This is a genomic window from Legionella sp. MW5194 (assembly GCF_016864235.1).
In the GTDB taxonomy this organism is placed as follows: domain Bacteria; phylum Pseudomonadota; class Gammaproteobacteria; order Legionellales; family Legionellaceae; genus Legionella_C.
In genome coordinates this window covers 2,515,381-2,535,063 of record NZ_CP045732.1, presented here as the reverse complement: position 1 = coordinate 2,535,063, position 19,683 = coordinate 2,515,381, and the positions used below count along the sequence as shown (strand labels likewise).

The following is a 19,683-nucleotide window of genomic DNA, read 5'->3' as shown; positions in this document are numbered from 1 at the left end:
TTCGTCACCGCTTAATTGCGACCACAGAATATCGCAGGGGTCAGTACACCATGGACAGTAAGCCCTTTGTTTTGAAGGTGTTGAATCAGTTCCCTTCGCTCCCGAATGGAAGAGTTCCTAAAGACCATGTCGGTGAACAGGTAGACGTCTTTAATGCTTTTTTTACTAAAGCCTCGATAAGTGTGTCGTTATAAATCGCGCCGCCGTCATCACTGTTTGGATCAGGAAAAATAAGGGTATGATCCACATCAAGAAATGCAACCGGTTTAACCATAATATTAAATCTCCCAATTTAGGTAAGCCTAGAATAGGCCTTGAGTATTAAGGGAAGATTAAAAGAGCAGACTGTTGAAGAAGAATAACGTTAAGACGTTGAGCCTTAATGTTAAGGGATAAAACGTGCGGATTGGCATCAGGAGTTCTGAGAGGCTCCCATTGCGGGGCAGGTTGACTGAACATGCTGCGGGTTAGTGGCGGCAAAAAAATGGCCATGGCGCACGCCATGGCCAAAGCGTTAATCAATTGTCTGTTGACTCCCGGTTAACTGCTTCTTTTTTTTTTGCTGCTTCCTGCTTCATGGGCAGGACCCGTCCGTTTTGATTTTGATGGCCGCCACTCGCATTTTTCTTGCGTTGCTGCTGCTGTTGCGGTTGCGCGTTTCGCTGCGTATTCCCCGCGGGGCGTCGGCGGCGATTGCTTTGATTGTGGCTTCGGCGCTCTCCGCTATGCAGGGTGTGCTGATGGCGAGGTTGACCGCTGTGAGGTTGCTTTTCAGTACGATGACTGGTGGCTGGAGCGACTTCTTCGCCGCCAAACAAACTCTTCCACAAACGTTTGATAAACCCGTTTTGATTCGCCTTGGTGACTTTGTGTGAGGTGAATGATTTCACGGCTGGTTCATCCGCTTTAACATTGTCTTGCTCCGTGCGGACTAATGACAGTTCAGGCGGCTGAATCAGGGTATAGCTTGGCTTTTTGTTTTTACCGACATTGTCTTCTTTCAGCCGGGTAATTTCATATTGCGGCGTCTGCATGTAGGGGTTGGCGATGATTAAAACTTGAACGCCATGTCGTTTTTCAATATTCAGTAAAAAATCGCGTTTCTCATTAATAATGAAAGTGGCCATTTCAACCGGCAGTTGCACCTGCACTTCCGCGGTTTTTTCCTTTAAGGCTTCTTCTTCAATAAGACGGACAAGAGACAATCCATGAGACTGAATATTACGGACAGTGCCGCGGCCTTCACAGCGCGGACAAACTTCCTGTGCCGTTTCGCCTAACGACAATCTTAAACGTTGGCGTGACATTTCCAGAAGACCGAAGCGGGAAATGCGCCCTACTTGAATGCGGGCTCGATCCGCCTTTAAGGCTTCTTTTAAACGGTTTTCAACATCGCGCTGATTTTTACTGGAGCTCATGTCAATAAAATCAATGACGACCAGGCCGCCCAAATCGCGCAGACGAAGTTGCCTTGCGATCTCATCCGCGGCTTCCAGGTTGGTATTCAGCGCGGTGGTTTCAATGTCAGAACCGCTGGTGGCTTTGGCTGAGTTCACGTCAATGGACACCAGGGCTTCGGTTCTGTCGATCACCAGGGCACCACCGGAAGGCAGCATCACTTCGCGTTGGTAAGCGGTTTCGATTTGACTTTCAATCTGATAAAAATTAAACAGCGGTACCGTGCTGTTGTACAACTTCAGGTTAGGCAGAAAATCAGGCTTGACCTGCTCAATGTATTGCTTGGCTTTGACATAAGAAATTTGATCATCAATGATGATTTCGCCAATGGACTTGCGCAGATTATCGCGAATGGAGCGGATAATGACATCGCCTTCCTGATGAATCAGGCAGGGGGCGAGTTGCGTCGTATACGCCTGGCGTATTGCCTGCCACTGGTTGCACAGCATATCCAGATCGCTTTGTAACTCATCGAGGTTTTTGCCAACGCCGGCCGTGCGAATGATGAGGCCCATGTCGTCGGGAAGCTGCAGGGCGTTTAAGGTTTCTTTTAATTCATCCCGATCATCCCCTTCAATGCGGCGTGAAATACCCCCGGAATTGGGATTATTCGGCATCAGAACCAAATAGCAACCGGCCAGGGTAATAAACGTTGTCAGGGCGGCGCCTTTATTACCGCGTTCTTCCTTGTCCACCTGAATGAGAAGCTCCTGCCCTTCGCGAATCAGCGAAGTAATCGGCGGTTTGTTGTCGTCGGTGTAGTCGTTTAAATTTTTGCTTAAGTATTCTGGCGCAATTTCTTTTAAAGGAAGGAAGCCCTGACGCTTGGCGCCGTATTCAACGAATACCGCATCAAGGCTGGGTTCGCGCCGCGTGACCACGGCTTTGTAAATATTGCCTTTTTTCTTAATTTCAGAAGGACAATCAATATCCAAATCATAGAGATGATTGTCTTTCACAAGAGCAACACGTACCTCTTCGGCCTGCGTTGCATTGATTAACATTTTTTCCATCGGTTACCCCAATCAGGGCGCAACCCACACAGGTTAAGACAGTTCAAAGGCCTCAGGTTTGTGTGACAGTCGACAACGTCACATGACAGGCTTGCCCATAACAGGGTCATGGAACAAATAATACAGTAATGTTCAAGTCGAAACCTTTACTGTTCTGCCGTCTGACTTACATCACAAACCAGTTCTTTAAGCACCCCAATACGAAGGACAGACCGCGTGCATACGACCGACTCGTAGTACGGTGCATGCTGATGGGTATCATCAGTCATTACTGGTTCTGCAAAAAACAAGGGCATCACGCGCTGTTTTGTACAGTCGTGATCCCTGGCGGGTTGATTGCATGGTAAGTAATGTCTAATGTCAGGCATGTCTGGCATGCGCGGGTATCTGAATGAGTTTGTCTTCAATTTGGCTCTGTATTGGGTTGCTTCCTTCTGTCTTAGCCTGAGGGAAGCGCGTTTTAATTATAGAATTCAACAACAAAAACTCGTGAATCCTAAAACAGCCGCGTGGATACCATCGGCTGCTGAATATTTTTATTCGTTTATGCGTTATAATTCGGTCGCGGAAAAATTATTCCCCGCAGTCATTAATGATAGCAAAAAAATCGGCTACAGCAAATAGGTTTAAGCAGAATGAGTGATGTAAAATACACCGAAATCCAGGCTGAGGAAGCAGGGCAGCGTCTTGATAACTACCTGATGCGCGTGCTTAAGGGCGTGCCAAAAAGCCACATCTACCGCATTATCCGCGGCGGGGAGGTCCGGGTCAATAAAAAAAGAGCCCAAGTGTCAACCCGTCTGGCCGCGGGGGACAGGGTGCGAATTCCACCGGTTCGTACAACGCAGGATAAACCGGTTTTTGTTGGCCTAAAGCTGGAGCAACGCCTGAAAGACAGCGTGATCTTTGAAGACGAGCGCCTGTTGGTCATTAATAAACCAGCAGGAATCGCCGTGCATGGCGGCAGCGGCTTAAGCCTGGGTGTGATTGAAGCATTGCGCAAAATGCGTCCTGATCTGGCCTATCTTGAACTGGTTCACCGTCTGGATCGCGAAACCTCAGGCTGCCTGCTGCTGGCTAAAAAACGCAGTGTTTTGCGCGCAATCCAGGCCTTGCTGGAAGCAAGGGAGGTGACCAAAACCTACTGGGCTTTGCTGGCGCATCCCTGGTCGGGTAAAAAAAATCAGGTTGTTGAAGCCGCGCTTGAGAAAAACAGACTTAAATCCGGCGAGCGGATGGTGACGGTCAACGAGGAAGGCAAAGCCTCACAGACTCTGTTTAAACTGCTTGAAAATTACACGTGCGCCTGTTGGGTAGAGGCATCTCCCAAGACGGGACGAACCCATCAAATCCGTGTGCACAGTGCGCATCTTGGCCATCCCATCGTTGGTGATGAAAAATATGGTGAAGTCATCAGCACAGGCGATGTAGAATTGGATCAAAGCCGGCTATATTTGCATGCGCGGGCAATTCAATTTAACCTAAATGGCATTAAGCACGTGTTTGAAGCCACTCTTGATGAACGCTTTGCCAACACGTTGAAAAATTTACGCTCAAGGAGCTTTTTATCTCATGAGTAAGCGATACCGCTTGGTAGTTTTCGATTGGGAAGGAACCTTAGGTGATACGCTCGGACAAATTTTAAACAATGTGGCCGTCGAAGCGCGCCGTTTAAATTTTGGGGAACTGGATGAACAACTGGCCCGCCAATCCGTGGAGTTGGGGTTGGTGAAGGCCATGAAAATTGTTTTTCCCCACCTGAATCTGCAGCAGCATCAACAATTATTGCAGGCGGTTCAGCAATCCCTGGTGTCGCGGCATGCGGATGTTTACTTGATTCCCGGAGCTAAATTAATCGTTGAACGGCTCACGGCCGCCGGTGTGGATGTGGCGATTGCCACCAATAAGGGCCAACAGTCTCTGCAGCGGGCTTTGCAGCTTTCCGGGCTTGATGCCCTGATTAAAGTCACTCGTTCGGCGGGACAGACACCGCCCAAGCCCTGTCCGCAGATGCTTGAAGAAATTTTAGATGAATTCTCTCTGACACCGAAAGACGCGATCATGGTTGGGGATTCAGTCACGGACATTGAAATGGCGAAAAGCATTGGCATGGATGCGGTGGGCGTTGATTTTTATCACCAGCAACGCGAGGCCCTGGAAGGCGCGGGTGCGCTTTGCGTGTTCGACGACTTTCAGTTATTCGCCGAATTTATCCACTTACCGGAGTTTTCAAGGAAAAGCGAGTTATGACCACGTTAACCAGCCTGCCTAATCTTCTTACCCTGGCCCGAATCGTGTTAATCCCGGTTTTTATTGTGACGTTTTATTTGCCTTCCCCGGTGGCTCATGGCCTGGCGGCGGCCATTTTTGCGTTAGCGAGCTTTACCGACTGGCTGGATGGTTATCTGGCAAGACGATTAAAACAAATGTCGCCTTTCGGGGCTTTTCTGGATCCCGTTGCGGATAAATTACTGGTGGCCAGTTCGTTGTTGCTGCTGGTCGGGGCCAGGGACATTGATTACATTACCTTGCCTGCCATTGTCATCGTCGGTCGCGAGATCGTTATTTCTGCCCTGCGCGAATGGATGGCTGAGATTGGGCGCCGGGCCAGTGTGACCGTGAGCTACATCGGGAAGATAAAAACCACCGTGCAAATGGTTGCCCTGGTGTTACTGATTGCCTTTTACCCTGCCCAATCCTGGTGGGGTGTTTTAGGCTTTGTGCTCCTCTATGTGGCTGCGATTTTAACGATTTGGTCAATGGTTATTTATTTGTCCATTGCCTGGCCTGAACTCACAAAAAAAGTTAATTGAATGAGTTGACAGGAAGTGAATTTGAGGTAGAATGCCACCTCAAGAGATGCGGGAATAGCTCAGTTGGTAGAGCACAACCTTGCCAAGGTTGGGGTCGCGAGTTCGAGTCTCGTTTCCCGCTCCAAATTAAAGCGACCCAACGTCGCTTTTTTTTTCTGCAAAACACTGGCTGTGTGGCAGAGTGGTTATGCAGCGGCCTGCAAAGCCGTGTACGCCGGTTCGATTCCGGCCTCAGCCTCCAAAAAAATGCCCAGGTGGCGAAACAGGTAGACGCAAGGGACTTAAAATCCCTCGGGAGTTAAATCCCGTGCCGGTTCGACTCCGGCCCTGGGCACCAATCGATTAAAAAGCGGCCGCTAGTATTTCAACACTGTTTTTCGCCCTGTCTTTTAACCCCGGCGCATCTAATAAATTGTGTGCTTTAATTCGTAGCTTCTCATTCCCAGTAATTAAAAAAGCCCTTTTTAAGAATCAATGGCAAGAACGGGATTGCGCTCTAGCTGATCAGAGACTGTTTCATAATGGTCGGTCCTTATCGACTGGATGGCCAAGTCGTGTCATTAGGAAACAATGACGGGGCTTGCCTGGAACCGATGACGTTAACGCGTTCCCATCCAAGGGATTATATATAATCATTTAAGCTTTCTGCCAACGGGTACACCCTTATAAGGCCCAGGGCTTTGCTTGTGAGAGATAATTTTCCCTTCGGTACGGTCAATTTTTACATAGCGCTCCGTCTTTGGATTTTTAACCTGTACAATGTCATGTTTTACCATAGTGTATCCCACAGTGTATGTTCAATATTAAGTCTAGTGATCAATAAAATGGTACATAAATTAGCTGCTTGTTTTAAGCGTGTCTTTTACGTCTGTTTTTAACACTTAAAATTTGATATGATAACATAACTCCAAGAGAAAATTAGGGATTGAATTCGATTCTGGCTTTTGTCATCCATTAAAGTTTACACCAGTTGATCCCATGCCAAATAAGTACCTGATTCCGTTTAAAAACGCATTATCCAATTACCTCAACCAAAGCAAACGTACCCATTATTCGTTTCAATCAAATGAAAAGCGTATTTATCAAAGCGATTTTTTAGGGTTCTTTCGACACAGTCAAACCGTGTATCCGGCCGTGCAGGAATTACAAAAAAAATTAGCCGAAGCGGATGACGAGGCAGCCAAAGGCATTATCAAACTTCACTTTATGGATAAGAAGAATAAATGGAATAATTATTCATTCAATCATTACCTGCTGGATGAACTCTATAAAATAGAGTCTCCGGAGGATTGGGAAAAGGAATGGAAATCCTTTGATCCAAATCCGATTGTCTATTATCAGGGAATTTTATTCAGGGGTTCGGCAGAGTCTACCGCCCATTGCTTTCAATACGGAATAATAGAAAGCACCCCATCGGAGTATCTCGAGGATTACATTCAGGATATGAATGGGGCGATTGGAGTATCCACCACCAAATCTTTTCAGGTCGCAAAAAATTATGCGTTGCCAACTCTTGTTATCCGCAATGAGGTGATCCTGGCTACCAAGCCTGTTTGGGCTGAATCGTTTATTTACGTCATTGATTTTAAAGGAAAGACAGCCATTGATCTGGAGGCCACGTTTAAATTAAGAGATAAAAGCAGCTCGGCTAAATTGTCAGGGAATAAGAAAGAAGTCAACATCGTCGGCACGGTTTCATCAGAAGAAATTCTGGGTGCGTTTTATGTTAACCGTCTCGGGAAAATAAAATGGCATGTTAATCCTCATCGTAAAACGCCATGGGATGCGGCATCCCTGGAGGCATTACTCCCCAAGGAATTTTATGATGAACTGAGCAAAGAAACCAAACCGTCATTGTTCAAGCCGGTATTTTCGTGACTGCCGTTTGTTAATGCGGGTTTTTTGGTTTCCTTATGTTCCGGCTTAAAAAATAAAGAGTGGTTTTCTTTAAATAATGATTTGGCGGATTGCTGAATAAAAGCCTCCTGCAAGTTGCTTTGCAGGGTTTTAAAGAGGAACAGGGCGTTTGGAACCCTTTCATCACGGCTGGAATTAAGCTCCCAGAGAAGCAACAAGTAGTTGACTCCCGCTTTCATGAGCGGTAACCAGTACTCCATGCGGTTATCGCCATCCGGATCATAGTTTTTTATCAAATGGGCCTCTTCAACAGGGGAGAGAGAGGATTTGAGGGAAAACAACGCCAGATCGTAACTGCGATGATTTTTGCCGGAATATTCCCAATCCACAATCACCGTCTTGCGATCATTGACATAAATACTGGAGGGCAGCAGATCATTATGGGAGGCGACAAACTCTTTATCCTCTTGAGTGACTAAAGAAAAAATACTGACAACCACACGATAGATTGCAGTCATTTCCATGTTTCCACTGTTTCTTAAGCGGCGGCTGGCGGTGCTTAAGGTGTGTTGAAAGGAATAATGGTTTTTAAAATGCACCCGCTGATGATACTGCTGTATTGTTTTGGCCACAGCCTGGATCGTGCTTATTCGGGAACCATTGGCATTGATGCGAGTAAAATTCGTTGTTTCATCCTGCCAATCGCAGATTTGAAATCCCTCCTCAGGTTTATTGGCTACTAACGCGGTATCAAATCCCTGGTTCTGTAATTGCTCAAGGTTGTGGTGTTCACTCTCGCGACTAAAGGGAGGCCATAATTTACCATTAATACGAATTAAATAACGCTTGTTGCTCCTATCGCTCACGATTAAAAACTGATTGGTTATCCCACCTTCAAAAGCATGGGATTTTGCCTCAGTCACCGACTCTGTCAGCACAATTCCTCGCTTGTTAAACTCGCGTTGTATTGCTTCTGCTTTCGTTTTCATGATCCCCTCCAATTCTAAACAAGAACAGAGTGATTATAAAAATAACAGTCAAATAAGAAAAATCGATTGAATTGATAACGAGGATAGATTTAAATTATGATTTGAAGAATTAGCCGTTCAATTTGCCATTGTGTGAGCAATTAAAATTGAAAAAAAACATTTCAAATCACGTTGGATTACTATACATTAGAAGGCCTCCCTCATGCGGGTGTAGTTCAATGGTAGAACTTCAGCTTCCCAAGCTGACGGCGTGGGTTCGATTCCCATCACCCGCTCCAAGACTTGATTGTCATTCTTCTCCTACGCGTCGGCTCATGAGGTTGGTAACGGCCTGTCGAGGGGTTATTTTCGATTGCAGGAGAGTATTAATCTGGGTGCAAATGGGCATGTCGACTTGATGATCGCTCGCTAATTTGCAGACCTGAGCCGCATTGTGCCTGCCTTCGACCACTTGGCCAATCGTGGCCTCCGCTGTGGCAAGATCCATGCCCTCGCCAAGATATAAACCGAAGCGTCGGTTACGGGATTGATTGTCTGTACAGGTCAACACCAGATCACCCACCCCGGCAAGCCCCATAAAGGTTTCTTCCCGCGCGCCAAGCGCCAATCCCAAACGCCGCATTTCCGCTAAACCACGGGTAATCAATGCCGCTTTGGCATTGGCACCAAACCCCAAACCATCACTGATACCGCAGGCGATGGCCAGAACATTTTTAACTGCGCCACAAAGTTGCACACCAATGATGTCATTGCCGAGATAAACGCGCAGATTGTCATGATGCAGAGCCTGCTGCAGGCTTTTTTGATACTTGCCATGATTGCCTGCCAACGTCACTGCCGTGGGTAATCCCTGGGCAAGCTCTTTGGCAAACGAAGGGCCTGAAAGGATAGCAAGAGGGTAGTTTGCCCCCCAGTGTTCTGTGACTAACTCAGAGAGCAGGCGATTACTCGCCGGATCGATGCCTTTGGTTAACCAGGCGATGCCCCGTTCAGGCCTCTGCAATTTAGCCAGCAACGCGGCAAAGGCATGCGAAGGAACGGCGATAATCACTTCGTCCGCGCGCTGTTGACAAGCCGCTAAATCGGCTGTGGCTTCTAATGGTGTGGGAAAGGATGTATCAGGAAGGTAGCGCGAATTGCAGCGGTCGCTCTGCATTGTTGCCATGTATTGGCTGTTTTGTCCCCAAAGCAGAACCCGATTGCCATGCCGGGCTAAATGAATGGCTACTGCGGTTCCCCAGGAGCCGGCTCCCAGAATGGCAATCGTCTTTTCAGTCATGATTAGTGTGCAGATTCTGTCTCGGATTGGCCTGTTTTTTGTTTTTCCTGTAATTGCTGCATGTACAGCGCGTCAAAATTGATGGGCGCTAACACCAGCTGCGGGAAACTGCCGCGAATCACGTGAGCAGTAATGGTTTCGCGTGCGTAAGGGAACAGGATGTTGGGGCAAAAACTGCCAAGCAGATGATCCAGTTGCTCTTTGGGCGCGCCTTCAATCGTAAAAATACCGGCTTGCTTGACTTCCGCCAGAAAAGCCACGGCATTTTGATTTTTAACTGTCGCGGTGACGGTCAAAACCACTTCATAAATGTTATTTTCAAGTTGACTGCTCGCTGTATTTAAATCGAGCGTCAGTTCCGGTTCCCATTTTTGCTGAAAAACAGCCGGCGTGTTTGGGGTCTCAAAGGACGAATCTTTCATGTAAATGCGCTGAATCATAAATTGCGCTTCAGCGTGTTGCGGTTGATTTGCCTGTTCAGTCATAGTTGTCAGCCTTTTAAAAGTTTATCCAAACGCCCCTGTTGTTCAAGGGCATACAAATCATCACAGCCACCGACATGCTGGCCATTGATAAAAATCTGCGGCACGGTGCGGCGTCCGCTCTTGTGAATCATTTCATCGCGAAGCGCGGGATTATCGTCAACGCGAATTTCGTCATAATGTACGCCTTTGCTGTCCAGCAGCTGCTTGGCGCGAGAACAGTAGGGGCAATAGCCGGTGCTGTAAACGACAATGGTGGTCATCTGTTATTTTCCTTTTACTAAAGGCAAGTCGGCAGCCTGCCAGGCACTGATGCCGCCGGCCAGCACCACCGGATTGACAAATCCTTGTGTACGCAATTTAGCAGCCAGGGCCGCTGATTGCAAACCGCGTCCACAAACAAGAATGATGGGTTTGTCTTTGTACTTGTCCATTTTATTCTGCTCAAAATCGTCCTCGGTGGCGCGAATGGAATCGATGATGTGGCCTTTACGGTAATTTTCGGCATCGCGTAGATCGATGACGACAGCATTGTCATCGTTAATTAATTTAATCGCTGCCTGTGGAGGCAGTTCTTTGCCGCGGCTACGCTGTGCCTTCAGTTCATTAACAAAGATCATGATCAGGACGACAATCAGGGCTGTCACCATGGCCCAATGATGAATAATAAACGTTTTGAACTGTCCCATGCTTTACCCGTCTCATCTAAAAATAGCAAATTATCCTTAGAATGCCTGCATAACGCAAGGCATCTTGTTAATTACCTGCCGCCATGGCCTGCAAACGTTTGATTCGTTCGGCAGTAATGGGATGGGTAGAAAATAATTCGGCTATTTTCTGACCACTCAGGGGGTTGACGATAAACATATGCGCCGTATTAGGGTGCGCATCGGCCTCGGTAAAATCTTCCTGTTGACTGGCAGTTTCCAATTTGGCCAACGCACTGGCAAGCCATAAAGGATGGCCAGTAAGCTCAGCGCCAAACGCATCGGCTTCATATTCCCGCGAACGGGAGACGGCCATTTGAATCAATCCAGCAGCCAAGGGCGCCAGAATCATCATCAGCAATCCGACCACGGGATGCGTGTTTTCATTGTCGCTGTTATGGTTGGCAACCGAGGTCCACATGAACATGTTGGCGATACTGCCAATGGCACCGGCCAGTGTTGCGGCAATGGCGCTGATGAGCGTGTCCCGATGAACCACGTGAGCCATCTCATGGGCGAGAACGCCGGTTAATTCCTCCGGGGTCATTCGCGTCAAAATGCCGCTGGTGACGGCAATGCTGGCATGTTCAGGATTACGGCCCGTGGCGAAGGCGTTGGGCGTTGGATTATTGATGAGATAAACCCGGGGCATAGGTATCTGCGCTTTTTTCGCCAGTTGCGACACGATGGTGTACACCGGGTGGGAGGGATCAAGGGGTTGGGCATTGTACATGCGCAGTACAATTTTATCCGAATACCAATAAGCGCCCATGTTCATGACAAGAGCCAGTACCAGGGCTATCATCATGCCGACCTGACCGCCAAGCAGCCTCCCAATGATCATCAACACGGCGGTTAAGGCTGCCAGTAAAATAAATGTTTTAATGTTATTCATTGTATTCTCCCCAACAGCATTTATCTTTCAGGTTAGTTTAATTTTCACCGCTTTCAAGCGTCATTTTCATAGGCTTTGGTCACTTCTTCCAGGCGGTGTCCAATGGTGGCCGAGGGTGCTTTTATGAGCAGCAAGGCAGCCAGGGTTGGCGCTATGTCAATGGTTTCTACCGGACGGGTCAGGTGTTGAGGCTTAAATCCCGGATTGACAAACAGCAGGGGCACATAACTGTCATAATTCCAGGGTGATCCATGATCCACACGGGCTTCTGCATTATTTTCCATGGCCTGATAGGGCGGTGGAACCAGGTACAAATCGCCTGCGCGGCCGGGGAAAGCCATTTTATCGACTTTAGCGCTTAACCAGTCGTATTCCGTGCCACGCAGAGGCAGCGGGTAAGCCTGGAAAATATCCCGACGCTGACGCAGTAATTCTGCGAGGTAGGTGCTGACGGTATTGACGCTGAGCTCATGATCATGGATGAGTTGATGATCGAGGTAAACATAGGGGCCGTCCACTTCAAGCAATGTCGTGGCGGGCAATTGGAAGTGCTTGACCAGTGCCTGTGTTATCTGTTGTTTGACGCCGGCCACATCAAGACGCGGGTTTTCCTTCATCTGATGACTCGCCAGGAAGGCGGGGGAGTCGCTGACGCCATGATCGGCAGTTAAAACAATCAGCGTATTTTCAAGACCGACCTGCTCATCAATGGCCTTAAGCAAATGGCCCAGTGTTTGATTTAAGCGCAGCAAATTGTCTTCCGATTCGAGGCTGTTGGGGCCGAATTGGTGGCCAACTGCATCGACTGCAGAAAAACTGATGCCTAAATAATCAACTTGATTCCGGCGGGTTCCCAGTTTTTCCTTTTTTAAGAGTTGAATGGCGAAATCGCCTGTCAACTCATCCGCATAGGGACTCATGGACAGGAATTTGTAGTAACTTTCAGAGTTCGGTTCGCCCAAGTCATGCGGGAAGTGATAACCATACGCAGGGAAACGATGAGTCAGCCCGGGGGCCTTAGCATAATGGTATTGCTCAATGCGTTTGCTTAAAGTCCAGATTTGTTGTTTGGGTTGATAACGGCTGTTCCAATCGGCAACCCAGCCCGGGTAAGCTGAATAATAATGCTGACTGGTGACAAAGCCACCGTTTTCCTTGTCAAACCAAAAGGCTTTACCCGCGTGTCCGGCCAGAGTGATGGCGGCGCGATCTTTAAACGAAACGCCGAAGGCACGTCCCTTTTGTGATAAAACCAGCTCGTCACTTAAGGTTGACGCCAACAGGTTGCGGGGCGAGCGCCCGTCAACGGTTTTGGTGGTATGCGGCGTTGGTAAAATACGGCTTTCCGGGTCTTCCATGCAGTAAACGCTTTTTTTAAGTGCCGGATCAAACCAGTCATTCGCCACCACCCCGTGCAAGGTGGGGTAAGCCCCGGTGGCAATGGTCGCATGCCCCACGCAGGTGACGGTATGGGCGTGTGGATGGTGGGCGTTCTGGTAGTCTAAGCTGTGCGTCAATAAATAATGAAAACCGCCGTCGCCAAAATCCTTGCTGTACTGGTGCAATAAGTCACCGCGTAATTGATCAACAACCAGCTGAACAATCAGCCGGGGCGGTTTGGGGGCCGCAATCAGGGGCAGGGGGAGCAACAACAGGGCGGCAATGAGTTTCTTCATGGTCAATCCTTTCTGCAATAAAGCTTGCCGCATCGTAAAGGAGATTGGTTAAGGGGTAAAGAGGTTTTATTACTTCAAAACGAAGAAGGGGAGCGCTTAAAAGCATTGTTCTGGATTCAAATCTGGGAAAATAACCGTCCACTCTGCTTTTAAAAAATGCAAATTACAGCGGGATTTCGCATTATATCAGCAGGTTGTAAATTGATTAAGACGTTTAAAGAAAAGCCATGACGAATTGGTTTAATTCGTATACACTAACTTTTCGGTGCGATCTTGACACCGAAACCTATTAATGGAGTTTAAGGAGAAAGAAGATGGGTTTTCAATACAAATCATATCCGGAATTGAAAGAGGCCTGGACAGAAACGAAACGTCTTTACTGTGCGCATCATGCAGCCACCGATATACATCATTTGCCCTCGAACCGTAAGCATCGCCAAGTTCAATTGGAAGTGATCGAAAATGTCTTTTCCGAAATTGAAAAAAATGAAAAGATCGACCCAACACGTCGAGCAAAGATAATAACTGGCTTTGTACATATCCTCCGTGAAGAAATTAAAAAAGCAGGTGAGCAAGGAGGTTATTTAAGCCGTCTTTTAAAAAGCATGATTGGTGAAACAGAAAAAGGCGATACCCTTGAAAAAGGCCAGACTGAAAACCTGTTGGATGCAGGCTCTGCGGATTCCATGGTTTTAGCGGCATGGCAGTTCTTTAATAGCGTCGTTTATGAAAATGGAAAATCCAGTGAGAAGGTGCGCAAAGAGCATGCTTTTAAAGTAGATGGCCTTGACATAAATAAATACCATGGCCACATGGTCACATTGAAAGAGCGTTATAGTCAGACAGTATTTAGCTCAGCCCATACAAAAACAGAAAAAGAACTTCAGGCAGAGGCTGAAGAACTGAAACGAGCTGAGAGAGAAAAACACCCGAGTATGATGCAATCAGTAAAAAATGGTCTGTCTTCTTTCATTTGGGGTGCAAACACCAAAGCAGATAAACAAGAGAAGGCCGAAGAAGTAGCCGATTTGAATCCACAACAACCAAGCAACAGCTGATAAGCCCAAGACACCCCTCCAGAGAGGGGTGTTTTTTTATTTGTCAACCGGATACCCCGCTTTCATCCAATCCATAATCCCGCCATCCAGCGAATAAAGCGCTGTGTAGCCTAAGTCTTTGAGCGTTTGGGCAGCGGTTAACGAACGCACGCCGCCTTTGCAATGCAGATAAACCGGGGAATCAAGATCGGGTGCTACGTCTTTGATGCGACTGGCAATTTCATCTTTTGGAATGTGGTGCGCGCCAGGAATGTGGACTTCCTGCCATTCATCCAGTTCCCGCACATCAATGACACACAGCGAAGAGTTATTGTCCCAGCGCTTTTTCAATTCATGGCTGCTGATGGTTTTTATCGGATTGTCGGTCATGGCATTTCCCTGTTGTAGTTGAGTGTCGGTCTTGTCAAGGTGGAGTGGTGGATGAACCAGTAAATGGCGGCAGTCACTACCCCGCCCAATAACGTTGCAAAAGCCCAGGTTCCGGCTGAAACCAGCGCTGTGCGCTGCCCGAGCTTGTAAAGGTTGCCTGCATCACGTGCCACAGCACCGGCGAAGAAAAGATGCAGCAGGGCATTGATAATCAACAGCAGGTATTGAAGGGTTTCTATCTGATTACTGTACTGCTGCGCCCATTCATTTAGCATGCCTGACCTCCCGGGTTTGTCTTGATTGCCGCCATGACAGCAGAAAAATAGCGGCGATGACACAGAGCATGGCCAGCTGCTGTACGGCATTCGGTACTTCTGCGAAAATGACAAAGCCCCAGAAGAGCCCGGTCAGGGCTACGACGCCGCCGGTTAAACTGTAAAAAACGGGGCCTGCGAGGCGAATGAGTTTAAAGAAAATAAAATAGCCGGCGCTTGAAAGCAGAATTTCAAGAATAATCACTTGCTTTGCCGTTGTAAACGGTGGCGTCAGAGAATAAAACGCGTGCTGTTGAATTACCAAGGGTGTTAACAGCAGGGACGCCGCCAGCAACATGCCGCTCGCTGCCTGAATGGCATTAAGGTTTGCGGGTTGTTTCACACCAATGTAAATGGAGCAGAGGGCAAAGCCTAAAGGACTGATTAAAGCCAGCAGTGTCCAGCCGGACATCAGGCCGCTGCTGCCGGGGGCGATGATCATGACGATGCCGGCCACACCCATCAGCAAGGCTAGAATCCGCCAGGTATCAAAACGCTCCTGGCGGGTGACGAGCGCCAGGGGATAGACCAGCAGCGGAACGGTGTTGACTAAGACGGCGAGCAGGCCTGCCGGCAGATGACTGGCAATAAAATACATGTTGGTATTGGGAATGGCGATGCCTGAAAGACCACAGACAAAAAAATAGGGCCAATGCTGCCCTTGCCACAATGGGTTTTTTTTAGTGAACAGGCCGCTTAAGGTCAGAATGATCGCGGGTCCCAGCGCTTGCCAGAATGAATAGCCCAAGGGCGGGACGTCATGGGTCATGGCGTAGCGCGCAAGGCTATAGCCTGAACCCCAGATGAATCCCAGTAAAATGAGCAGCATCAGGGCTTTCAGGGAATTAAATGATTTCATTGAATCCTTCAGTCTAATGAGTCTGACATCCGATTGGCAGTAATTTGCGTTGCTATGCGTAAAAAGCTATAGTCAACAAGCCTTGTTCAGGTGTTCTGACAAGCCTGCCAATGGCCAAAGAGTACCATTATGCCATTTTTGGCGGGGGCTGACTATTCTTCATTCTGCCGCGCACTTACGTTACTATCGTCTACCCCCACATCATGATCGAGGAAGAAAGTATGCACCCACACGATGTCCCAGTGCCTCATTTAACCACCGCCCATTGCGGCCCCCTGTACCATGTTGAAAAAGTCATTTTAAGCCAGGTAGCGGCCATTGAATCCTGGTTTCGCCAGCAGTGGCAACTCACACCGCCATCACTTACTTCTTCGGTGGATTTGCGCCATGCCGGTTTTAAACTGGCTCCGGTGGATACCAATTTATTCCCGGCTGGATTTAATAATTTAAACCGCGATTTTCTGCCGCTTTGCATTCAGGCTGCTCAGGCCACCCTGGTGGATTATCAGCCTGAATGCCGGCAAATTTTATTGCTGCCTGAAAACCACACGCGCAATCGTTTTTACATGCAAAGCCTGAGTGTGCTACGTGATATTCTGGTAAAGTCGGGCTTTGTTGTCCGTATTGGCAGCCTGGATCCGGAAGTGACTATGCCGCAGGAAATAGTAACCGACCATGGGGTGAAGCTGTTAATTGAACCCGTCATCCGCCTTAACAATCGTCTTGGATTGCATGATTTCAATCCCTGCCTGCTGGTGTTGAATAATGATTTATCCACCGGTGTGCCGGATAGTTTAAAGGGCTTGGAACAGCGCATTGTTCCTACGGCGAAATTGGGATGGTCGAGTCGCCTTAAATCAAGCCATTTCACCTTTTTTGAAGAAGTTGCGCAGGAGTTTTCACACCTGGTTAATCTTGATCCCTGGTTTATTAATCCCTACTTCAAAGCGGTGGACCGCATTGATTTTATGGCGCAGGAAGGGGTTGATAACCTGGCCAATGAGACGGAGCAATTGCTGAAAGTCATTCAGGATAAATACACCACGTATGGGATTGAAGAAAAACCGTTCGTGGTGGTTAAGGCGGATAATGGCACGTACGGCATGAGCGTGATGATGGTGCATGATGCGGAGCAATTGCGGCAATTAAATCGCAAGCAACGCACGAAAATGGCTGCGAGCAAAGGCAGCCAGAAAGTGGACCGAGTGATCATTCAGGAAGGCGTTTACAGTTTTGAAGCCATGCCGGACGGAGCTGTCGCTGAACCGGTGGTGTACATGATTGGCCCCTTTGTGGTCGGCGGTTTTTATCGGGTGCACCAGGGGCGGGGCAGTGATGAAAATTTAAATGCGCCTGGCATGCATTTTGAACCTTTGGCCTTCGCGCAGGCCTGTAATATGCCAAGGGATGATCTGGATCCCGTGGAATGTCCCAACCGTTTTTATGCCTACGGTGTCATTGCCCGTCTGGCGGCACTGGCGGCTGCCCGTGAAATTGCTGCTGTTGGAGGTGAATAATGAAGTTGGCTGTGGTCATGGATGCGCCCCATCTATTAAAGCCGTATAAAGACACAACAGTCGGCATGATTCGCAGTGCCCAGCAATTGGGCTGGTCTTGTGTTTATTTTACGCTTAAGGATTTGCTTTGCCGTGAAGGACAGGCCTATGCGCGGGTCTCCTCCATTGCGGTGGCTGATGACGACACCAAATCGGATTGGGCCACAGTCACCCCATTGGGGGAAAAACCGCTTGCTGAGTTTGATGTGATTCTGATGCGAAAAGATCCCCCTTTTGACATGGAATACATCTATGCCACCTATGCTCTGGAATTGGCAGAAAAAACCGGGGTCCTTGTGGCGAATAAACCGCAAAGCCTGCGTGACGCCAATGAGAAATTCTTCACCCTCCATTTTCCGCAATGTTGTCCGCCGACCTTAGTCAGCCGCGACATAAGCATTTTGCGTCAGTTTTGGGAGCAACACCGGGATGTGATTTACAAACCCCTGGAGGGCATGGGGGGCAATTCCATCTTTCATGTCGATGAACACGGAAAAAATTTATCAGTCATCCTCGAAGTGTTAACCCACTCGCAAAGCACCATGATCATGGCACAACAGTACATTCCTGACATTGTCACCGGCGGCGATAAACGCATTTTGCTGATCAATGGCGAACCAGCAGCTTACGCGTTGGCTCGTATTCCTGCCAAGGGTGAGTTGCGGGGTAATCTTGCGGCCGGTGCCCGCGGTGAAGTGGTTGCGATTACGGCGAGGGATCGCTGGTTATGTGAACAGATTGCTCCCACGCTTAAAGCCAAGGGACTTTATTTTGTCGGCATCGATGTGATTGGTGATTATTTAACCGAAATCAATGTGACCAGCCCCACCTGTGCCCGCGAAATCATGGCGGAAACCTCAGAAGACATCACCGGCGATTACCTGCGTTGTTTAGCTGAGATCAAACAGAAACTGAATTAACGCACGGCCTGTCTGAGACAGGCCGTGTTCTTACAAAAAGTTTAGGCTAATGCGCTGAACCGGAAGGCATGCACAGTGATTTTTTAGAACGATGCTCGATGAAACGGAGAACATCCATGATGCTGTCCCAATGCATCGCGTCCTCTGTTTTGTATCGTTCCAGACGATCAAGGAATGACTCATGGTTGTCGTGTTTTCGGAAAAACACGGTTTTGAAAAAATACAGCATCGCGTGAATTTCGCTTCTGTCGACTCCCAAACGTTTCATGCCGATGATGTTAATGGAGTCGAGCGCGGCGCGAAAACCTTCCGCATACCCATAAGGAATGAGATCATTGGCAATGGACGATGCACCGGAAAGCATGGCGGCCTTACCGATGTGAACGTATTGTGCAACCACGGAAGCGCCTCCCAGAACCGCGTAATCATCGATATGGACGTGTCCTGCCAACAAGACGGCATTGGCCAGCGTGACATGATTCCCTATCTGACAGTCATGGGCGATATGCGCGCAAGCCATGAACATGTTGTGATCGCCAATGCGTGTGACGCCCTGATCCTTGGACGTGCCGCCATCCATGGTGACATACTGACCGATGTAGTTGTGCTCACCGATAACCAACAGGGAGTCTTCTTCGGTGTAATTTCTTACCTGCGGCACATCGCCTAAGCAGGCGAAGGGATGCACGCAGGTGTGGCTGCCAATTTGGGTATGGCCTTTGATGACCACGTGGGAATCAATGTGAACATGATCGCCCAAGGTCACATCCGGACCAATAATGCTGTAAGGTCCAATGGTAACATGCTGACCCAGGATGGCTTTTTCATTGACGATCGCAGAAGGGTGGATGACTGTACTCATGTGTTATACCCCATCAACTAGAACATATTTTAGGCTATTTAAGTGTAGATGGCGTCTAAAGAGAGTCAAGAATGAATTGATTAAAAATAATGCAAATGGTGTTTGCTATGCCTTGTTCACTTAGCTGAAGTTGAGTTGTCTTAACGCTTCAAAGAGGATGATGGCGACTGAATTGGACAAATTCAAACTGCGGCTGTTCGGTTGCATGGGAATGCGGATCACGGTGTAGCGTTCGCGTACCTGCTCCGGGAGCCCACGGGTTTCGGGACCGAAAAGGAGCATGTCGTCGTGCTGATAATGAATCTCATGATACCCCGCTGTGCCTTTGGTGGAGCAGGCAAAAATACGTCGATGCTGATTTTTTTCCATGAATTCAGCGTCATTGGCATAATGAATGACCTTAGCCCACTCGTGGTAGTCGAGGCCGGCACGTCGCATGCGCTTGTCATCTAACGTAAAACCCAAGGGGTGAATCAAATGCAATTGCGCGCCAGAATTAGCGCAAAGTCGAATAATGTTGCCGGTGTTGGGAGGAATTTCCGGTTGGTACAGAACAACATGCAACGCCATAACGCC

General features: G+C 48.3%; 22 protein-coding genes and 4 tRNA genes. 11 read left to right on the top strand and 15 right to left on the bottom strand.

Features of this window, described 5'->3' with window-relative positions:
- Nucleotides 1–85 precede the first annotated feature (85 nt).
- From GH742_RS11655 to GH742_RS15745, 3 genes are all read right to left on the bottom strand, one after another.
- Nucleotides 86–274, bottom strand: a complete 189-nt coding sequence (locus GH742_RS11655; RefSeq protein ID WP_203455111.1) for a hypothetical protein — start codon at nt 272–274, stop codon at nt 86–88.
- Between the two features lie 244 nt (nt 275–518).
- Nucleotides 519–2,471: an Rne/Rng family ribonuclease gene (locus GH742_RS11650; protein ID WP_203455110.1), complete on the bottom strand. Its 1,953-nt coding sequence runs from the start codon at nt 2,469–2,471 to the stop codon at nt 519–521.
- A 146-nt stretch (nt 2,472–2,617) separates the two neighbouring features.
- Entirely contained in the window at nt 2,618–2,740 is a 123-nt protein-coding gene (locus GH742_RS15745; RefSeq protein ID WP_255536052.1) for a hypothetical protein, read from the bottom strand.
- A gap of 366 nt (nt 2,741–3,106) precedes the next feature.
- Between GH742_RS15745 and GH742_RS11645 the strand changes: the two genes are divergently transcribed.
- The 7 genes from GH742_RS11645 (at nt 3,107) to GH742_RS11615 (ending at nt 7,162) form a co-directional block, all read left to right on the top strand.
- Nucleotides 3,107–4,051 carry an RluA family pseudouridine synthase gene (locus GH742_RS11645; protein WP_203455109.1) on the top strand — a complete coding sequence of 315 codons (945 nt, stop codon included), beginning with the start codon at nt 3,107–3,109 and terminating at the stop codon, nt 4,049–4,051.
- Nucleotides 4,044–4,721 (top strand): HAD-IIIA family hydrolase, encoded by a 678-nt coding sequence (locus GH742_RS11640; protein WP_203455108.1) that lies wholly within the window; start codon nt 4,044–4,046, stop codon nt 4,719–4,721. The genes GH742_RS11645 and GH742_RS11640 overlap by 8 nt, the downstream gene beginning before the upstream one ends.
- Nucleotides 4,718–5,284 (top strand): CDP-diacylglycerol--glycerol-3-phosphate 3-phosphatidyltransferase, encoded by a 567-nt coding sequence (gene pgsA, locus GH742_RS11635; protein WP_058531074.1) that lies wholly within the window; start codon nt 4,718–4,720, stop codon nt 5,282–5,284. Before GH742_RS11640 ends, pgsA begins: the two co-directional genes overlap by 4 nt.
- A gap of 48 nt (nt 5,285–5,332) precedes the next feature.
- A tRNA-Gly gene (locus GH742_RS11630) sits at nt 5,333–5,408 on the top strand.
- A 43-nt stretch (nt 5,409–5,451) separates the two neighbouring features.
- Nucleotides 5,452–5,525, top strand: a tRNA-Cys gene (locus GH742_RS11625).
- A 7-nt stretch (nt 5,526–5,532) separates the two neighbouring features.
- A tRNA-Leu gene (locus GH742_RS11620) sits at nt 5,533–5,621 on the top strand.
- Between the two features lie 641 nt (nt 5,622–6,262).
- Nucleotides 6,263–7,162: a hypothetical protein gene (locus GH742_RS11615; protein WP_203455107.1), complete on the top strand. Its 900-nt coding sequence runs from the start codon at nt 6,263–6,265 to the stop codon at nt 7,160–7,162.
- Here GH742_RS11615 and GH742_RS11610 read toward each other — a convergent pair.
- Nucleotides 7,105–8,130 carry a phosphotransferase gene (locus GH742_RS11610; RefSeq protein WP_203455106.1) on the bottom strand — a complete coding sequence of 342 codons (1,026 nt, stop codon included), beginning with the start codon at nt 8,128–8,130 and terminating at the stop codon, nt 7,105–7,107. The two genes, GH742_RS11615 and GH742_RS11610, sit on opposite strands and share 58 nt — an antisense overlap.
- 204 nt (nt 8,131–8,334) lie before the next feature.
- On the opposite strand from GH742_RS11610, the gene GH742_RS11605 reads away from it, so the two are divergent.
- A tRNA-Gly gene (locus GH742_RS11605) sits at nt 8,335–8,408 on the top strand.
- A gap of 11 nt (nt 8,409–8,419) precedes the next feature.
- Here the strand turns inward: GH742_RS11605 and GH742_RS11600 are convergent.
- The 6 genes from GH742_RS11600 to GH742_RS11575 all read right to left on the bottom strand — a co-directional run bounded on the left by GH742_RS11600 (nt 8,420) and on the right by GH742_RS11575 (nt 13,169).
- Nucleotides 8,420–9,409, bottom strand: coding sequence for an NAD(P)H-dependent glycerol-3-phosphate dehydrogenase (locus tag GH742_RS11600; RefSeq protein ID WP_203455105.1), 990 nt, complete (start codon nt 9,407–9,409; stop codon nt 8,420–8,422).
- Nucleotides 9,410–9,411: 2 nt separating this feature from the next.
- Entirely contained in the window at nt 9,412–9,894 is a 483-nt protein-coding gene (secB, locus tag GH742_RS11595; RefSeq protein ID WP_203455104.1) for a protein-export chaperone SecB, read from the bottom strand.
- A gap of 5 nt (nt 9,895–9,899) precedes the next feature.
- The gene (gene grxC, locus GH742_RS11590) at nt 9,900–10,154 is read right to left on the bottom strand and encodes a glutaredoxin 3 (RefSeq protein ID WP_108290607.1); all 255 of its coding nucleotides are present in this window, start codon (nt 10,152–10,154) and stop codon (nt 9,900–9,902) included.
- A gap of 3 nt (nt 10,155–10,157) precedes the next feature.
- Nucleotides 10,158–10,580: a rhodanese-like domain-containing protein gene (locus GH742_RS11585; protein WP_203455103.1), complete on the bottom strand. Its 423-nt coding sequence runs from the start codon at nt 10,578–10,580 to the stop codon at nt 10,158–10,160.
- A 67-nt stretch (nt 10,581–10,647) separates the two neighbouring features.
- Nucleotides 10,648–11,493, bottom strand: coding sequence for a zinc metalloprotease HtpX (gene htpX / locus GH742_RS11580; protein ID WP_203455102.1), 846 nt, complete (start codon nt 11,491–11,493; stop codon nt 10,648–10,650).
- Between the two features lie 53 nt (nt 11,494–11,546).
- Nucleotides 11,547–13,169: an alkaline phosphatase family protein gene (locus GH742_RS11575; RefSeq protein ID WP_203455101.1), complete on the bottom strand. Its 1,623-nt coding sequence runs from the start codon at nt 13,167–13,169 to the stop codon at nt 11,547–11,549.
- Nucleotides 13,170–13,483: 314 nt separating this feature from the next.
- Between GH742_RS11575 and GH742_RS11570 the strand changes: the two genes are divergently transcribed.
- Nucleotides 13,484–14,227: a hypothetical protein gene (locus tag GH742_RS11570; protein WP_203455100.1), complete on the top strand. Its 744-nt coding sequence runs from the start codon at nt 13,484–13,486 to the stop codon at nt 14,225–14,227.
- 36 nt (nt 14,228–14,263) lie between these two features.
- Here the strand turns inward: GH742_RS11570 and GH742_RS11565 are convergent, their stop codons facing one another.
- The 3 genes from GH742_RS11565 to GH742_RS11555 are packed head-to-tail and all read right to left on the bottom strand — an operon-like array spanning nt 14,264 to nt 15,769.
- Nucleotides 14,264–14,596 (bottom strand): rhodanese-like domain-containing protein, encoded by a 333-nt coding sequence (locus GH742_RS11565; protein ID WP_203455099.1) that lies wholly within the window; start codon nt 14,594–14,596, stop codon nt 14,264–14,266.
- Entirely contained in the window at nt 14,593–14,871 is a 279-nt protein-coding gene (locus GH742_RS11560) for a hypothetical protein (RefSeq protein ID WP_108290593.1), read from the bottom strand. Before GH742_RS11560 ends, GH742_RS11565 begins: the two co-directional genes overlap by 4 nt.
- Nucleotides 14,861–15,769 carry a DMT family transporter gene (locus GH742_RS11555; protein ID WP_203455098.1) on the bottom strand — a complete coding sequence of 303 codons (909 nt, stop codon included), beginning with the start codon at nt 15,767–15,769 and terminating at the stop codon, nt 14,861–14,863. The genes GH742_RS11560 and GH742_RS11555 overlap by 11 nt, the downstream gene beginning before the upstream one ends.
- A 221-nt stretch (nt 15,770–15,990) precedes the next feature.
- Here GH742_RS11555 and gshA point away from each other — a divergent pair, with 221 nt between their 5' ends.
- Entirely contained in the window at nt 15,991–17,286 is a 1,296-nt protein-coding gene (gshA, locus tag GH742_RS11550; protein ID WP_203455097.1) for a glutamate--cysteine ligase, read from the top strand.
- Complete coding sequence (gene gshB / locus GH742_RS11545; protein WP_203455096.1) at nt 17,286–18,245, top strand: glutathione synthase; 960 nt, start codon at nt 17,286–17,288, stop codon at nt 18,243–18,245. The genes gshA and gshB overlap by 1 nt, the downstream gene beginning before the upstream one ends.
- 46 nt (nt 18,246–18,291) lie before the next feature.
- Here the strand turns inward: gshB and lpxA are convergent, their stop codons facing one another.
- Both lpxA and trmL read right to left on the bottom strand, forming a co-directional pair.
- Complete coding sequence (lpxA, locus tag GH742_RS11540) at nt 18,292–19,107, bottom strand: acyl-ACP--UDP-N-acetylglucosamine O-acyltransferase (RefSeq protein ID WP_203455095.1); 816 nt, start codon at nt 19,105–19,107, stop codon at nt 18,292–18,294.
- A 120-nt stretch (nt 19,108–19,227) separates the two neighbouring features.
- Nucleotides 19,228–19,677, bottom strand: a complete 450-nt coding sequence (gene trmL / locus GH742_RS11535; protein WP_203455094.1) for a tRNA (uridine(34)/cytosine(34)/5-carboxymethylaminomethyluridine(34)-2'-O)-methyltransferase TrmL — start codon at nt 19,675–19,677, stop codon at nt 19,228–19,230.
- Nucleotides 19,678–19,683 lie beyond the last annotated feature (6 nt).

Excerpts from the sequence above, each read along its gene's own strand:
- GH742_RS11655 (WP_203455111.1), bottom strand. The coding sequence starts at position 274 with ATGGTTAAACCGGTTGCATTTCTTGATGTGGATCATACCCTTATTTTT.
- GH742_RS11650 (WP_203455110.1), bottom strand. The coding sequence starts at position 2,471 with ATGGAAAAAATGTTAATCAATGCAACGCAGGCCGAAGAGGTACGTGTT.
- GH742_RS15745 (WP_255536052.1), bottom strand. The coding sequence starts at position 2,740 with ATGACTGATGATACCCATCAGCATGCACCGTACTACGAGTCGGTCGTA.
- GH742_RS11645 (WP_203455109.1), top strand. The coding sequence starts at position 3,107 with ATGAGTGATGTAAAATACACCGAAATCCAGGCTGAGGAAGCAGGGCAG.
- GH742_RS11640 (WP_203455108.1), top strand. The coding sequence starts at position 4,044 with ATGAGTAAGCGATACCGCTTGGTAGTTTTCGATTGGGAAGGAACCTTA.
- pgsA (WP_058531074.1), top strand. The coding sequence starts at position 4,718 with ATGACCACGTTAACCAGCCTGCCTAATCTTCTTACCCTGGCCCGAATC.
- GH742_RS11615 (WP_203455107.1), top strand. The coding sequence starts at position 6,263 with ATGCCAAATAAGTACCTGATTCCGTTTAAAAACGCATTATCCAATTAC.
- GH742_RS11610 (WP_203455106.1), bottom strand. The coding sequence starts at position 8,130 with ATGAAAACGAAAGCAGAAGCAATACAACGCGAGTTTAACAAGCGAGGA.
- GH742_RS11600 (WP_203455105.1), bottom strand. The coding sequence starts at position 9,409 with ATGACTGAAAAGACGATTGCCATTCTGGGAGCCGGCTCCTGGGGAACC.
- secB (WP_203455104.1), bottom strand. The coding sequence starts at position 9,894 with ATGACTGAACAGGCAAATCAACCGCAACACGCTGAAGCGCAATTTATG.
- grxC (WP_108290607.1), bottom strand. The coding sequence starts at position 10,154 with ATGACCACCATTGTCGTTTACAGCACCGGCTATTGCCCCTACTGTTCT.
- GH742_RS11585 (WP_203455103.1), bottom strand. The coding sequence starts at position 10,580 with ATGGGACAGTTCAAAACGTTTATTATTCATCATTGGGCCATGGTGACA.
- htpX (WP_203455102.1), bottom strand. The coding sequence starts at position 11,493 with ATGAATAACATTAAAACATTTATTTTACTGGCAGCCTTAACCGCCGTG.
- GH742_RS11575 (WP_203455101.1), bottom strand. The coding sequence starts at position 13,169 with ATGAAGAAACTCATTGCCGCCCTGTTGTTGCTCCCCCTGCCCCTGATT.
- GH742_RS11570 (WP_203455100.1), top strand. The coding sequence starts at position 13,484 with ATGGGTTTTCAATACAAATCATATCCGGAATTGAAAGAGGCCTGGACA.
- GH742_RS11565 (WP_203455099.1), bottom strand. The coding sequence starts at position 14,596 with ATGACCGACAATCCGATAAAAACCATCAGCAGCCATGAATTGAAAAAG.
- GH742_RS11560 (WP_108290593.1), bottom strand. The coding sequence starts at position 14,871 with ATGCTAAATGAATGGGCGCAGCAGTACAGTAATCAGATAGAAACCCTT.
- GH742_RS11555 (WP_203455098.1), bottom strand. The coding sequence starts at position 15,769 with ATGAAATCATTTAATTCCCTGAAAGCCCTGATGCTGCTCATTTTACTG.
- gshA (WP_203455097.1), top strand. The coding sequence starts at position 15,991 with ATGCACCCACACGATGTCCCAGTGCCTCATTTAACCACCGCCCATTGC.
- gshB (WP_203455096.1), top strand. The coding sequence starts at position 17,286 with ATGAAGTTGGCTGTGGTCATGGATGCGCCCCATCTATTAAAGCCGTAT.
- lpxA (WP_203455095.1), bottom strand. The coding sequence starts at position 19,107 with ATGAGTACAGTCATCCACCCTTCTGCGATCGTCAATGAAAAAGCCATC.
- trmL (WP_203455094.1), bottom strand. The coding sequence starts at position 19,677 with ATGGCGTTGCATGTTGTTCTGTACCAACCGGAAATTCCTCCCAACACC.